Genomic DNA, 12,664 nt, shown 5'->3' with positions numbered 1-12,664 from the left:
AATTTCCTCCTATTCAAATCTTAAACATTCAATGGGGTCCTTTTTTGCTGCCTGTGAAGCAGGATAAATTCCAAAGAATATTCCAACAACCATAGAAAATAAAAGAGCAATAAATATACTCCAAGGGGGAATCCTTGAAGGTAAAGGAGTTAAAATATCAACCAGTTTTCCTATTAAGGCACCGAGAAAAAGACCTAAAAAACCTCCAATTGAAGTTAACAAAATAGCTTCAAGCAAAAACTGATATAAAATATCTTTTCTTTTTGCCCCAACTGCCATTCTGATACCTATTTCCTTTGTTCTTTCAGAAACTGAAACAAGCATTATGTTCATTATTCCAATTCCACCAACAAGTAAGGCTAAAGAAGCAATACCTATCATTGCTGCAAATATACCTCCTGTTATTGACCTATAAATTTGAAGAAGCATTTCCTGCGTATTTAAAGAAAAATTATCCTCATCCGTGAAAAATAGTGCTCTTCTTTTTCTTAAAAACTTCCTCAATTCTTCCATTGCTTCCTTTAATTCATAATTCTTTTTTATTTTCACCTGAATAACAGGACTTATAAAAACTTCCTGCCAGTCAAATACTGGCTTTCCCTTTAATTCTTTACCTTTTGAAAAGGGCAATATAATAATTCTATCAAGTGATTGTCCAAAAATTTCTCCTCTTTTTTTTAAAACTCCAATAATTAAAAAATTCTTATTCCCTATTTTTATTTCTTTACCCAGGGGATCTTCTTCCTCAAATAGAGTTTCTTCTATATATTTTCCAATTATACATACATTTCTTTTAAAAAATTCATCATCTTCATTTAATTTTCTTCCACTTTCAATTTTATAACCTGATACTTCAAAGTAAGAAGGAGTTACTGCTATTACATCTAAATCTTCAAGTTTCTTATTTTTATATTTTGCTTCTTTTAAATTAAATAAATCAAGGGAAATGGAAGCATTTTCAACAAAATCAAGTTCTTTGATATCCTTTAAATCATCCTCTGTAAAATCAGGAAATTCTTTAAATTTTTTCCACCATTCTCTTTCTGCTGACCCCACAAAAACCTTCCATTTATATTTTTGAATATAAATAACATCTGAACCAACAGCTCCGAATTCTTTATAAACATAACCGTTTATTCCCTCAATAATTGACATCATTGATATAACAGTTCCAACACCTATTATAATTCCAAGAGTTGTTAATACAGATCTTAATTTATGGGTTTTTATACCATAAAGTGAAATCTGAAATAGATCAGAAATTTTCATATTATTTAAGGGTCACATCCAGAAAAAGCATTATAACAAGACCGAGAATGGTTCCAAAAGTTGCTAATCTTTCATGACCTTTTCTGTGGGTTTCTGGCACAATTTCATCACTAATAACATAAATCATGGCACCAGCTGCAAAACCCATGGCATAAGGCAAAATAGGTTTTGCAATACTGATAAGCCAAGCTCCAAAAATTGCAAGAGGAATCTCAACCAAACCCGACCTTATTCCTGTTATTGCTGCATAAAACCTTTTACCAAATCCAGCTTCAAGTGCAGAAACCGAAACTGAAAAACCTTCTGGAATATTCTGAATTCCAATGGCAAGCATCAAAATAATAGCATCCTTTATATTACCTGAACCAAAACCAATTCCAACAGCAAGACCCTCTGGCATATTATGAATTGTTATGGCAATTATAAAAAGCCATATACCCTTTAACCTTTCAGTTTTAACTCCTTCTTTTCCTAATACAGGATGTATATGAGGTATAATATGGTCACCTAAATCAAGAATAAAAGAACCAAACAATATTCCAATAAGAACAGGAATAATTCCACCCTTCTCAATCCCAGGTAAAATCAAACTTGTAAAACTTGCTGCAAGCATAACACCTGCAGCAAATCCAAGAAGAGTATCAATTAATTTCTGAGAGGGTTTGGTAAAGAAAAAAATTAAAAGAGCACCTAACAAATTTAAAAGGGAAATAACTAAACCACCAAGAAGTCCGAGAATTACTTTATTTCCCCCCAATGATAAATCTAAAAATATTTTTTCAATCAATTCCATATTATAGAAAGTTATAATTATAAGATAAGTCATCATTAAAGAAAAATATTTTTCAGAGATTATTTCGAAGTTTTTATGAAAGAAAACAGATTTAACAAAATTAAAAAATGGTCTTTTTAGTCTGGCAGGAGTTTTAACTTATTTTGCTTGGAGTAATGGCAGATGTATGAGGAAATGATAAGTAAACAAAACGAAATGCTAAGTAAACAGAATGAAATTTTAAATAAACATACTGAAATACTAAACAAGCAGACAGAAACATTAAATAAGCAATCAGAAACTATGAATAGACAAAAATTCTAAACAGGCAATCAAAAATGTTAGAAAAAATAAGTGAGATGCTTTATAAGATGGATGAAACTTTAAAGCTTATGGGAAAAAATGCAGAGGAAAGACATAAGGAGGTAGAGGAAAAATTTAAAGGGATGAAAGAAAGTTTAGGAATTATTTTTAAGTCCTTAAAAAAGCATTTTTTAAATTATTCGTTAAAAAAAATTCCTAAATTATTAATCAAGAAAATCTATCTTCCCTAAAATAAAATCAGAAAAATATCTTTAAAATTTTGAAAATCACTCAATCTTATTTTTATTATTTTAAAAAAGGAAATTTTTTATGCCAATTTACATAAAATTCCTTATTATAATTTTATTCCCGGTTTTTTTGTTTTTTTCTAAAAATTCTAATTTATTTTATCTTATTCTCACTCTTTTTACACTTTTTTTAATTTATACATTTCTTATTGATTTTTATTACAAGAAATATATTTACGAGTTCATTGTTTATATAATTAATAACAAAAAGCTTCCCCCAAAAATAAAAAGAATAAAAGGAATTTTTGAAGGAATTGAAGAACTATTAATAATGTTATACGATGAAATTTCTCTAAAAAATTATGAATTAAGAGAAGCAGCTTTCAGAGACCCACTCACAAAATTTTATAACCTTCTATATCTTGAAGAACATCTTAAAGATATCTTAAGCACTTTTAGAGGGGACGATATACCAGTTTTTATGATTGATATAGATTATTTTAAAAAAATAAATGATAATTTTGGTCACATTCAGGGAGACCATTATTTAAGAGAATTTTCAAATGAAATTAGAAATTTGTTAAAAGAATCAAAAAATATTATTTTCAGATACGGGGGTGATGAATTTGTTATCATTTTTGATGAACCCTTTGAAAAAGCAAAAGAGGTAATGGAAAACTTAAGAAAATATTTTGAAAATAAAGAATTTTTTATAGAGGGTAAAAAAGTAAAAACTACTTTAAGTATCGGTGGAGAAAGGTTTAACTGGGAAGAAATAAAAGATATTGAAAACATATTAAAAAAACTTGACATTAAATTATACAAGGCAAAAGAAAAAAGGAATACCCTTTATATTTGAAAAGAAATTTAAATTTATAGTATTTTTAATAAAAAGGAGAGGTGCCCGAGCCTGGTCGAAGGGGCACGACTGGAAATCGTGCAGGCCCCCAAAAGGGGTCTCGCGGGTTCAAATCCCGCCCTCTCCGTTATTTTTTTAAATGAATTTTTTACATATTTTTATTTTCCTTCAAACTTCTTTAAATTTTTATTATAGAACTCCTCTAAATTCCCTTTATTTTCTACATAGAGGATTTTTGGATGTATCTCAAGGAGAAGGTATTATAGGAGAAAACATGAATCCTGCCTCTTTACACTTTGGATCAAAAAATGAACTTGTTATATTTGGAAGCACTGGATTTAAAACAGAAATAGACTTTAATATTCCTCTTGGAATTGATTCCATAGGAGGAACTGAAATTCAAAAATATGAAATACCCTTAAAACTTACAGCAGAGGATAAAGGAGGATTTGATTTTTTAGGAGCAAAAACAAAAGTTGGTTTAATAGACTTAGGAATTTCCTACTATAATGAAGAGATATATGGAGCGAATCTTGATTTAAATTATTTAAATAACATTTCCTTAGATTTAAAAATAAAAGATTTTTTATCAAAAGAAGACCATCCTGATATACCAAAAAATGTAACAATACCTGTAAATGTTAAACTAAACGGTAGCGGAAACCTTATTTTTAATGGTAATGGTGCTCTAAAAAGTCAACTTTCACCTTTTAATATAGGTGCATCCATTGGATTTGGAATTATTGGCTTGGGAGCAGGAATTAATATTAAAAGATACTCAGGAAAAGCTGATCTTAACTATGATATAAAGGGAAATTTTCAAAGTATAACTTTAAGAATTGATTCAACCTTTAATGATAATCTGGGAAGACCATGGAATGTAAATATAAGTATAAATGGACCCTTTAAGGACAGAATTTTCAATGATAAAATAACTGGTGATTTTTCAGGAACACAATTTGGAGTTGTTCTCGGTGCAAAATTAAAGATTCCTTTAATAACAGCAGGATTCTCCTTTAATTATAACTTTCCCTTCACCCTTTCTGGTGGAATTCAAGGACTCTATTCTTACATTGACGGAATAAGCAAATATCTGATTGATATAAATAACATAACTGTTGATACTATAAACAGAACAATAACAGGGCAAGTAAATATTGATTCGGTAGAGTTTTTTTATAATAACCGTGAACATGAAATTTTATGGAAATCACTTAAATTTCCAGGACTTTTAGGGCTTAATGTAGGAGCAAATATAAACCTTTTAATTATAAATTTAAACCTTGCAGGTGGAATAGATTTAACACAGGGAAGATATGCCTTTGGTAAAGCCTACTTCATGGTATCTTCAGGCTTTGGAGCAGGTCCCTTTCACATAAATTATGGAAGTGTTTTCTCATGGAGATATTTAAAATATGAGGATTTTTACCTATTTACACCTCCAAATGTTACATTTGGTTTAGGCGGTAACTTGGATCTCCCCTTCTTCTCACTATACCTTGGTGCAAGAACAACACCTTTCTTAGGAGTGCTTTCAGGTATACAGAAAATAGGTGGAGAAGGGAAAAGATTTGTAAATCCATTAAAAACTTTTGCCTTTAATTTTGGACTTAAAATTAAAATTTAATGGAAAATTTTTTAAAAGAGTATGAAATAAGGAAAAAAAAGATTGAAGAAAATCTATTAAAATTCCTTTCCTTAGAAAATGTTACTTCACCTTTGAAAGAGGCAATGCAACACCTTATCCTTGCAGGTGGAAAAAGAATAAGACCTATATTAACCTACGAAACTTATAGAATATGCGGTGGAAAAGAAGATGATGAAATAATGCCTCCTGCATGTGCAATTGAAATTGTTCATACATTTACATTAATACACGATGATTTACCCTGTATTGATAATGACGATTTAAGAAGAGGGGTTCCAACTGTCCATAAAGTCTATGGTGAGGACATTGCAGTTTTAGCAGGTGATGCCCTTTTTATCTACGGAATAGAAGTTTTTTTAAAATCAAAATCAGAACCTCTTAAATTGTTAAGAGCTTTAGATTCTTTTGTAAAAGCACTTGGTCCAAAAGGAGTAATTGAAGGAGAGGTTCTTGACATAAAAGGAGAAAAAATGGAACCAGATGTAGATTATCTTAAAAAAATCCATTTAGAAAAAACAGCAAAATTTTTTTCATCATGTCTTGAAATAGGAGCAATTTTAGCAAATGCTAAAAAAGAAGAAGTAGAAAAATTTAAAGAAATAGGCTTAGAAATGGGAATGGCTTTTCAGATACAAGATGATATTCTTGATTTAACAGGAGATAAAGAAAAAGTGGGTAAAAAGGTTAAAAAGGATATAAATAAAATGACCTATGTGAAGGTTTTCGGGCTTGAAAAATCTATTGAAATTGCAAAATCTCATATTGATAGGGCAAAATTTATTCTGGATAATTTGTCCTATGATACAAGTTTTTTAAAAAATTTATGCGATTTTATAATAAAAAGAACCTTTTAATAATTTTAATCATTTTTACCTCAATTTTTGCACAAGATATTGAAGAAGAAGAATTAAATGAAACTCTTATTGAAGAAATATATCAAAAAGAATTTATAAAATTAAAAATAAATAAGGCTGAATACAATGAAATTTTAGACATACCAGGAATATCAAAGGATTTAGCAAAAAAAATTATAGAAGAGAGAAAAAATGGTTTTTTTATTGATTTTAATGACTTTAAACACAGATTAAATTTATCCCCAGAGTATGATTACCTTGAAAATTATTTTGACTTTAATGTTTTTATTTTTAACTTTTATCAGGAAACAAAGGGAACCTATAACGATAAATACGGAGAAAATAAATTCTATAGAAATGTAAAGGGAAAAATAAAAGGACTTTACTCTATTTTTGATTTTGGGTTTACTCATTATAATTTCAGTGATATTGATAAATTTTATGGTGAGCTAAAATATAAGGGATTAAGTATCATATTAGGGGATTATATTTTTGAATTCGGTAAAGGACTCCTGTTTGGAAAATATTATGCTTTTTCCCCTGAATTATTTTACTTGCCATCAAATTTAAAAAGACTTAGACCCCTTATTTCATATTCAAGAGATATAGGAATAAGGGGAGTTGCTTTTTCCTATAAAAATTTTGATACAGGTTTTGGTTATGAAAAAGATACCTTCTATACCTTTTTTATATCCTTTCCTTTTGAAAGATTACAGATTTTCCCTCTTGTCGGTTTTCTGAAAGACTTAAAAGAAAATAAAAATTTACCCTTTTTTTCTTTAACAGGCTCAATATTTGGCTCTTTATACCTTTTTTATGAAATTGGATTCATTAATAAAAAAGTATTTTTTTATTCAGGAATAAGAAAAACATATGATTTTTCAAGACTGTTTGTATTTATTTATTCTCTTCCCAAAAACCATATAAACTATTTTAATACAAAATTTGACTGGAAAAGAGAAGGTAGAGATGAGTATGGAGCAGGAGTAAGATGGGAAGGAAAATTCAAAAGAATTCTTTTAAAATTTGATGAAAGAATTTTTTTAAAATCTGAAAAGAAAGGCGGGTATGAAAGTTATATAAGAGGATCACTAAAACTAACTAAACCTTTTTCCTATTTTTTTGAAATAAAAGATAGAAAAACAAGTATTCATAGACTCCGATTTAAAAATGAATTAAATCATAAAACAAAAGAGTTTGAAATAAGTTATAAACTTAATTTTGAATGGGATAATTACCTTCTGACATCACCGGGTATACTCGGCGGAATTGAATTTCAAAAGGGCATATTTTTCATCGGAATTTACAGTTTTAACATTAATGATTACGATAAAAGGATATATGTGTATGAAGCAGAACCACCATCTTCCTTTTATTTAGAACCGCTATATGGAAATGGAAGTAGATTATATTTAGGATTAAGGATCAAATCAGAAATGTTATATATCTTAGCGAAGTACAGTGAAAATATTTCAGATAGAGTATTACCTGATAGAAGGGTAATTTTTATTATTACTTTAAAAAGCTATTAAAGAAGTCCTTTTTATAAAAAGGGAAAAGGGGGTAGTTCTAAGAACTATAAATTTTAAAGAAAGTTCTTTAATTTTTAAATTTTTTTCTGAAAAATCTGGAGGAGTTAAGATAATAGCCTTTGGCGTAAAAAGGACTACTAATCCCTATAAGGGAATCATATCAGCAGGAAATTTAATTGAAGTAATCTATCATAAAAAGGAAACTTCAGAGTTTGGCAAAATGAGAGAAGTAAAGCTTTTATGGAAACCTGAAAAAATTTTTACTGATTACAAAAAATTTCTAATCTCTTACTTTTTACTTGAAAAAATTGAAAAGTATATAGGAGAAAATTTAAGATTTTCTTCAATATACGATTTTACTTTTTCTTTTTTAAAAGAACTAAATTCCTTAGGGGAGGTTAATAAAAATGTTCTTTTATCTTTACTTATGAAGTTTCTAAGTATATCAGGTATTGGACCAGAACTACAAAATTGCATAAAATGTAAAAGAAAATTAGAAGACGGCTTTTTTATTACAAGTGAAGGAGGGATGTTTTGTTTTAATTGTGCAAAAGAATTTGAGGAAAAAATCTATATTGATAAAAAAAATTTAGCCTATTTAAAATTTTTACTAAAGGAAAATACAGAAAAATGTAAAAATTTAAAAGCTCTTAATGAGGAATTGATTTTGAATATAATAAATAGTTTCTACAAATTTTATATTGGAGAGGATTTTTTAAAAAATTTATCCAAGATACTAAAAGAACTTTAAGGACCCATTATCTGCTTCATTTTCTGCCTTATAATATCAAGCCTCTTTTTAAGCTCTTCCTGTTCTGTTTTTTCCCTCATAAGTCTTTTCCTTACCTCTTCTTCCTCATTCTTTAATTTTTCAATTTCCTCCTCAAGAATTCTCTTTTTTTCTTCAAGTTCTTTAACAATCTTACCCACATCAGTCTCTTCGAGCTCTTTCTTTTTTTCTCTTAATTTCTCATCCAAAGAACTTATTTCAACCTGAAGTTCCTTTTTTCTTTCCTCAAGTTTTGCTATTGATATTTTTGTTTCCTCTTCTGTCCTTTTTAGGTTCTCAAAAGTTAAATATTTTCTTTCCCTTGCCTCATAGTTTTTTATTTTTTTATCAATTGGAGAAAATATTAAAATCTGTGAAAGCAGAAAGATAACTAAAGCTGAGATAAAAAATATTCCAAATAAAAAAATTGGCGAATCTCTTCGTCCCTGAACTTGAAATATATCCTTTATAATAATATAACTTAAACCTATAACTAAGTTACCTACAGTTTTTTCTGTGTTTGCTGCTTCAAGTTTTATAGGAATTCTTAAATAAATTAAATTTGAATTTTGATTAATATAAAGACTTACATTCTTTTCAAGATTAACCTCCTGACCTAAAACATCCCTTATTCCTTTGCCCTCTTCCCCTGGTTTTGAAGATACAAGAAAATTCCCATTAATATCAGTTACAGCCACATATTCAATTCCAGAAATCTTTCTTAATTCAGAAACAATTCTACCAATTGTTTCTTTTTCCTCAAGGAGAACAGGGTCCACAAGATATTTTGCAAAAACTGAAAAAACTTCACCATAATTCTTTTCAAGGAAAAATTCAAGATTCTTTGTATCAAATTTACTTTCACTTTTATAAAAATTTTGGGAAATAAAAAGCGGGATCCCTGTAATTAAAAGCAGAATAAATAAAATTAATTTAAATTTTCCCATAATAATATTTTATGGAAATAAAAGAAAATTGTCAAGTAAAATTTTTTATGAAAAAACTTACAAAATTTATAATGTCAAAAATAAAAATCAAAGCCGGGTTCTTAAAAGGAAAAAATATATATGTCCCGGATTTCATAAGACCCACACAGGATAAAGTTAAAAAGGGAATATTTGACATACTTGAAAATAAAGTTATTAACTCTATTTTTCTTGATCTTTTTGCAGGTTCTGGAAATATAGGAATTGAAGCAATTTCAAGAGGTGCGAAATTCTGTTATTTTGTTGAAAAATCTCAAAAATGTATTGAAGTTATTAAAAAAAACATAAGGGATCTAAAAATAGAAGATAAAACTAAAATAATAAAAATTGATGCTGAAAAATTTGTTAAAAAAAGTGAAGAAAAATTTAATGTAATTTTCGCAGATCCGCCTTATAATTATAAAATAAAAAGAGAATTCATAATTAATACTCTTAACATTCTAAAGGAAGGATTATTAATATTAGAAATAAGTAAAAGAAACAAATTAAATGAGATAAATGATTTAATTAAAAGGGAGGTTAATTATGGCGAAACAAAAATTCTATTCTTTGGCAATTTATCCGGGTAGTTTTGATCCGCTTACCTTAGGACATGTGGATCTTATAAAAAGAGCTTTATATATTTTTGACAAATTAATAATAGCTGTGGGAACACCTTCATACAAAAAATTACTTCTTGATTCTGAGGAGAGAATTGAACTTATAAAAAAAGTTTTTAATAAGGAAAAAAGAGTTTGTGTTGAAAAACTTGAAGGACTTTTAGTTGATTTTGCAAGCAAAAAGAAAGCTAAAGTTATAATAAGGGGGTTAAGAGCAGTTTCGGACTTTGAATATGAATTTCAGATGGCCTGGATGAATAGAAAATTGAATCCTGATATTGAAATTATATTTATGATGCCCTCTGAAAAATATGCATATTTATCATCAACAATGGTAAGAGAAATTGCACTTTTAAAAGGTGAACTAAAAGGTCTTGTTCCAAAGCTTGTTGAAGACTACATAAAGAAAAAATTTTATAAATGAAAAAAGATCATTTTGTTGATTATGTAAAAATAAAAGTAAAAGGGGGCGATGGGGGAAATGGATGTATAAGTTTCAGAAGAGAAAAATATGTTCCAAAAGGGGGACCTGATGGTGGAGACGGAGGCAGAGGCGGTAATGTTTACATTGAAGGTGATGAAAATTTGATGACTTTGCTTGATTATAAATATAAAAGGTTTTACAAAGCAGAAGACGGTGAAGATGGAAAAGGTAAAAAAATGCATGGTAAAAATGGTGAGGATATAATTCTTAGAGTTCCATTAGGAACAATTATTATAGATGCAAAGAAAAATAAAATAATAGGTGAAGTAATTAAAGACAAAGAAAGAATTCTTGTAGCAAAAGGAGGAAAGGGAGGAAGAGGGAATGCACATTTTAGAACTCCAACAAACAGAGCCCCAAGAATATGTGAAAAAGGAAAAAAAGGAGAGGAAAAGGAAATAATTTTAGAACTTAAAACCTTATCGGATGTATCAATAATAGGACTTCCTAACAGTGGAAAAACAACTCTTTTAAACAGATTAACAGGAACAGATGCAAAAACAGCTCCCTATCCCTTTACAACTTTAACTCCCAATATTGGTGTCCAGAGAGACAATAAATTCAGGAGATATACAATATGTGATGTTCCCGGAATAATTGAGGGGGCAAGTAAAGGTAAAGGGCTTGGTTTAAAATTTTTAAGGCATATTGAAAGGTCAAAAATACTTGTTTTTCTAATTGATGGAACAACTGATGACCCAAAAAAAGATTACAATATTCTTTTACAGGAACTTAAAAACTATAACCCTTTACTTCTTGAAAAAAAGAGAATACTTCTCATAAATAAAAAAGATATAGTAGGTTTTAAAAACCCCTTTAAGGAAGAAGCACTTGAAATTTCTGCTTTAACCGGTGAGGGAGTTCAAAAATTAAAAGAAAAACTGGAGGAGCTTTTAAATGAATGAAATTTTTAAAATTTTAGAAGAAATTAATAAACTGGAAGAAAAAAGGGAACCAGAAAAAATTTTTGAATACCTATCCTATCCAAGTTTTCTTGTTAGAGAAAGAGCTGCTATGGCAATTGCAAGAACAGGCAGACACTTAAGGGAAAAAGTGCTACATATTCTCTTAAAAGGATACTGGTTTGAAAAGGGGGCCTCTTTAATTATACTTGGGGAATGGGCAAATGAAAATGATATAAATATATTTATAAACTTTTTAAATGATAAAAACAGTTACATAATGGAAAAAGCAGCTATTTCACTTTATAAAATGCTGAAAAAATTACCTTCTCTTCCCCAGAATTTTGACCCAAATATATTAAAAAGACTTTACCAAATTTTAATTTCGCTTCAAAAAACAGAATATGCTGAAGATTTAAAGAAAACTTTTAAAGAATTTTTTAATTAATGGAAAAAGAAAAAATTATAGCAATTTCCTTAAAGGAAAAAAATATTACTCTTGAAAAGTTTTTAAAAGAAGATTTTAAAATTGAAAAAGAATTTTTAAAAAAAGCAAAGGAAATAATAAAAGATTGTGAGAGCTCAGGTATAAAAATATTAACAATATTTGATAATCAATACCCAGAAGAATTAAAGAGATGTCCTCTTCCTCCTCTTGTTATTTATATGAAAGGGAAAATTAGCACCCTTAAAAAAAGAAAAATAGGAATAATAGGAACAAGAAAACCCACAAAATATGGTAGAGAAGTTGCTCTTGAGTTTTCCAAAAAATTATCTGAAAAAGGAGTTGTGATTGTAAGTGGAGGAGCAAGAGGAATTGATACAATAGCCCATCTCGGAGCAATTGAAGTAGGAGGAGAAACAATATGTATCTTTGGTTCAGGTCTTAATGTTTTCTATCCACCTGAAAATATAAAAATATTCAAAAAAATAGAGGAAAAGGGAATTTTAATTTCTGAGTATCCTCCATATACAAAACCCTTTGCCTATAATTTTCCAATGCGGAATAGAATAATAGCTGCTTTATCTGAAGCATTACTTGTTGTTGAAGCAGGAGAAAAATCAGGAACATTTATAACAGTAAAATGGGCACTTGATATGGGTAAGGATATTTTTGCAATACCTGGAGAAATTTACTCTCCCAAAAGTAGAGGACCAAACTTTCTCATAAAACAAGGTGCAACTCTTGTAACAGATCCTTCAGAAATTCTTGAATATCTTGGAATTGAAGAAAAATCAGAAAAAGAAGAAATAAAACTTGAAGGTAAAGAAAAGAAAATTTTTGAATTTATTAAAGAGAATGGAAGAAAAAGTATAGACGAAATAAGGGAAAAAATAAAAATTGAAACTGGAGAACTGATTTCCATTTTAATTAATCTTGAAATAAAAGGAATTATAAGAAATGAGGGAAGTGGTTTTTATTCAATAAAATAAATTTT

The 12,664-nt window shown here is 28.6% G+C and carries 14 protein-coding genes and 1 tRNA gene; 12 read left to right on the top strand and 3 right to left on the bottom strand.

Annotation, left to right across the window (positions count from 1 at the left end):
- Positions 1 to 9 precede the first annotated feature (9 nt).
- On the bottom strand, positions 10 to 1,269 hold the full coding sequence (locus tag ABIN17_00190; GenBank protein MEO0283480.1) for an ABC transporter permease: 1,260 nt from the start codon (positions 1,267 to 1,269) through the stop codon (positions 10 to 12).
- Between the two features lies 1 nt (position 1,270).
- On the bottom strand, positions 1,271 to 2,062 hold the full coding sequence (locus ABIN17_00185) for a ZIP family metal transporter (protein MEO0283479.1): 792 nt from the start codon (positions 2,060 to 2,062) through the stop codon (positions 1,271 to 1,273).
- Positions 2,063 to 2,379: 317 nt separating this feature from the next.
- Here ABIN17_00185 and ABIN17_00180 point away from each other — a divergent pair, with 317 nt between their 5' ends.
- The 7 genes from ABIN17_00180 (at position 2,380) to recO (ending at position 8,236) form a co-directional block, all read left to right on the top strand.
- Positions 2,380 to 2,595 carry a hypothetical protein gene (locus ABIN17_00180; GenBank protein MEO0283478.1) on the top strand — a complete coding sequence of 72 codons (216 nt, stop codon included), beginning with the start codon at positions 2,380 to 2,382 and terminating at the stop codon, positions 2,593 to 2,595.
- A 79-nt stretch (positions 2,596 to 2,674) separates the two neighbouring features.
- Entirely contained in the window at positions 2,675 to 3,451 is a 777-nt protein-coding gene (locus ABIN17_00175) for a GGDEF domain-containing protein (protein MEO0283477.1), read from the top strand.
- Between the two features lie 35 nt (positions 3,452 to 3,486).
- A tRNA-Ser gene (locus ABIN17_00170) sits at positions 3,487 to 3,578 on the top strand.
- A 12-nt stretch (positions 3,579 to 3,590) separates the two neighbouring features.
- The gene (locus tag ABIN17_00165) at positions 3,591 to 5,078 is read left to right on the top strand and encodes a hypothetical protein (GenBank protein ID MEO0283476.1); all 1,488 of its coding nucleotides are present in this window, start codon (positions 3,591 to 3,593) and stop codon (positions 5,076 to 5,078) included.
- On the top strand, positions 5,078 to 5,953 hold the full coding sequence (locus tag ABIN17_00160; GenBank protein ID MEO0283475.1) for a polyprenyl synthetase family protein: 876 nt from the start codon (positions 5,078 to 5,080) through the stop codon (positions 5,951 to 5,953). The genes ABIN17_00165 and ABIN17_00160 overlap by 1 nt, the downstream gene beginning before the upstream one ends.
- Entirely contained in the window at positions 5,923 to 7,485 is a 1,563-nt protein-coding gene (locus ABIN17_00155; GenBank protein MEO0283474.1) for a helix-hairpin-helix domain-containing protein, read from the top strand. Before ABIN17_00160 ends, ABIN17_00155 begins: the two co-directional genes overlap by 31 nt.
- Complete coding sequence (gene recO / locus ABIN17_00150) at positions 7,481 to 8,236, top strand: DNA repair protein RecO (GenBank protein ID MEO0283473.1); 756 nt, start codon at positions 7,481 to 7,483, stop codon at positions 8,234 to 8,236. The genes ABIN17_00155 and recO overlap by 5 nt, the downstream gene beginning before the upstream one ends.
- Here recO and ABIN17_00145 read toward each other — a convergent pair.
- Positions 8,233 to 9,201 carry a hypothetical protein gene (locus ABIN17_00145; GenBank protein ID MEO0283472.1) on the bottom strand — a complete coding sequence of 323 codons (969 nt, stop codon included), beginning with the start codon at positions 9,199 to 9,201 and terminating at the stop codon, positions 8,233 to 8,235. The genes recO and ABIN17_00145 overlap by 4 nt on opposite strands.
- Positions 9,202 to 9,248: 47 nt before the next feature.
- On the opposite strand from ABIN17_00145, the gene rsmD reads away from it, so the two are divergent.
- The 5 genes from rsmD to dprA are packed head-to-tail and all read left to right on the top strand — an operon-like array spanning position 9,249 to position 12,659.
- A complete protein-coding gene (gene rsmD / locus ABIN17_00140) occupies positions 9,249 to 9,809 on the top strand; it encodes a 16S rRNA (guanine(966)-N(2))-methyltransferase RsmD (GenBank protein ID MEO0283471.1) in 561 nt (186 codons plus the stop codon).
- Positions 9,766 to 10,263 (top strand): pantetheine-phosphate adenylyltransferase, encoded by a 498-nt coding sequence (coaD, locus tag ABIN17_00135; GenBank protein ID MEO0283470.1) that lies wholly within the window; start codon positions 9,766 to 9,768, stop codon positions 10,261 to 10,263. Before rsmD ends, coaD begins: the two co-directional genes overlap by 44 nt.
- On the top strand, positions 10,260 to 11,228 hold the full coding sequence (gene obgE / locus ABIN17_00130) for a GTPase ObgE (protein ID MEO0283469.1): 969 nt from the start codon (positions 10,260 to 10,262) through the stop codon (positions 11,226 to 11,228). The genes coaD and obgE overlap by 4 nt, the downstream gene beginning before the upstream one ends.
- Positions 11,221 to 11,673 carry a hypothetical protein gene (locus tag ABIN17_00125; protein MEO0283468.1) on the top strand — a complete coding sequence of 151 codons (453 nt, stop codon included), beginning with the start codon at positions 11,221 to 11,223 and terminating at the stop codon, positions 11,671 to 11,673. Before obgE ends, ABIN17_00125 begins: the two co-directional genes overlap by 8 nt.
- Positions 11,673 to 12,659 carry a DNA-processing protein DprA gene (gene dprA / locus ABIN17_00120; protein ID MEO0283467.1) on the top strand — a complete coding sequence of 329 codons (987 nt, stop codon included), beginning with the start codon at positions 11,673 to 11,675 and terminating at the stop codon, positions 12,657 to 12,659. Before ABIN17_00125 ends, dprA begins: the two co-directional genes overlap by 1 nt.
- Positions 12,660 to 12,664: the final 5 nt, after the last annotated feature.

It is taken from the genome of candidate division WOR-3 bacterium (genome assembly GCA_039803925.1).
Classification (GTDB): domain Bacteria; phylum Hydrothermota; class Hydrothermia; order Hydrothermales; family JAJRUZ01; genus JBCNVI01.
The sequence above is the reverse complement of the archived record's forward strand: the minus strand, read 5'-3'. Positions and strand labels throughout refer to the sequence as shown.

Bases quoted from the DNA above. Each gene is read 5' to 3' on its own strand.
- ABIN17_00175 (MEO0283477.1), top strand. From the start codon at position 2,675: ATGCCAATTTACATAAAATTCCTTATTATAATTTTATTCCCGGTTTTT.
- obgE (MEO0283469.1), top strand. From the start codon at position 10,260: ATGAAAAAAGATCATTTTGTTGATTATGTAAAAATAAAAGTAAAAGGG.
- ABIN17_00180 (MEO0283478.1), top strand. From the start codon at position 2,380: ATGTTAGAAAAAATAAGTGAGATGCTTTATAAGATGGATGAAACTTTA.
- coaD (MEO0283470.1), top strand. From the start codon at position 9,766: ATGGCGAAACAAAAATTCTATTCTTTGGCAATTTATCCGGGTAGTTTT.
- ABIN17_00145 (MEO0283472.1), bottom strand. From the start codon at position 9,201: ATGGGAAAATTTAAATTAATTTTATTTATTCTGCTTTTAATTACAGGG.
- ABIN17_00190 (MEO0283480.1), bottom strand. From the start codon at position 1,269: ATGAAAATTTCTGATCTATTTCAGATTTCACTTTATGGTATAAAAACC.
- ABIN17_00125 (MEO0283468.1), top strand. From the start codon at position 11,221: ATGAATGAAATTTTTAAAATTTTAGAAGAAATTAATAAACTGGAAGAA.
- dprA (MEO0283467.1), top strand. From the start codon at position 11,673: ATGGAAAAAGAAAAAATTATAGCAATTTCCTTAAAGGAAAAAAATATT.
- ABIN17_00160 (MEO0283475.1), top strand. From the start codon at position 5,078: ATGGAAAATTTTTTAAAAGAGTATGAAATAAGGAAAAAAAAGATTGAA.
- ABIN17_00155 (MEO0283474.1), top strand. From the start codon at position 5,923: ATGCGATTTTATAATAAAAAGAACCTTTTAATAATTTTAATCATTTTT.
- ABIN17_00185 (MEO0283479.1), bottom strand. From the start codon at position 2,062: ATGGAATTGATTGAAAAAATATTTTTAGATTTATCATTGGGGGGAAAT.
- ABIN17_00165 (MEO0283476.1), top strand. From the start codon at position 3,591: ATGAATTTTTTACATATTTTTATTTTCCTTCAAACTTCTTTAAATTTT.
- rsmD (MEO0283471.1), top strand. From the start codon at position 9,249: ATGAAAAAACTTACAAAATTTATAATGTCAAAAATAAAAATCAAAGCC.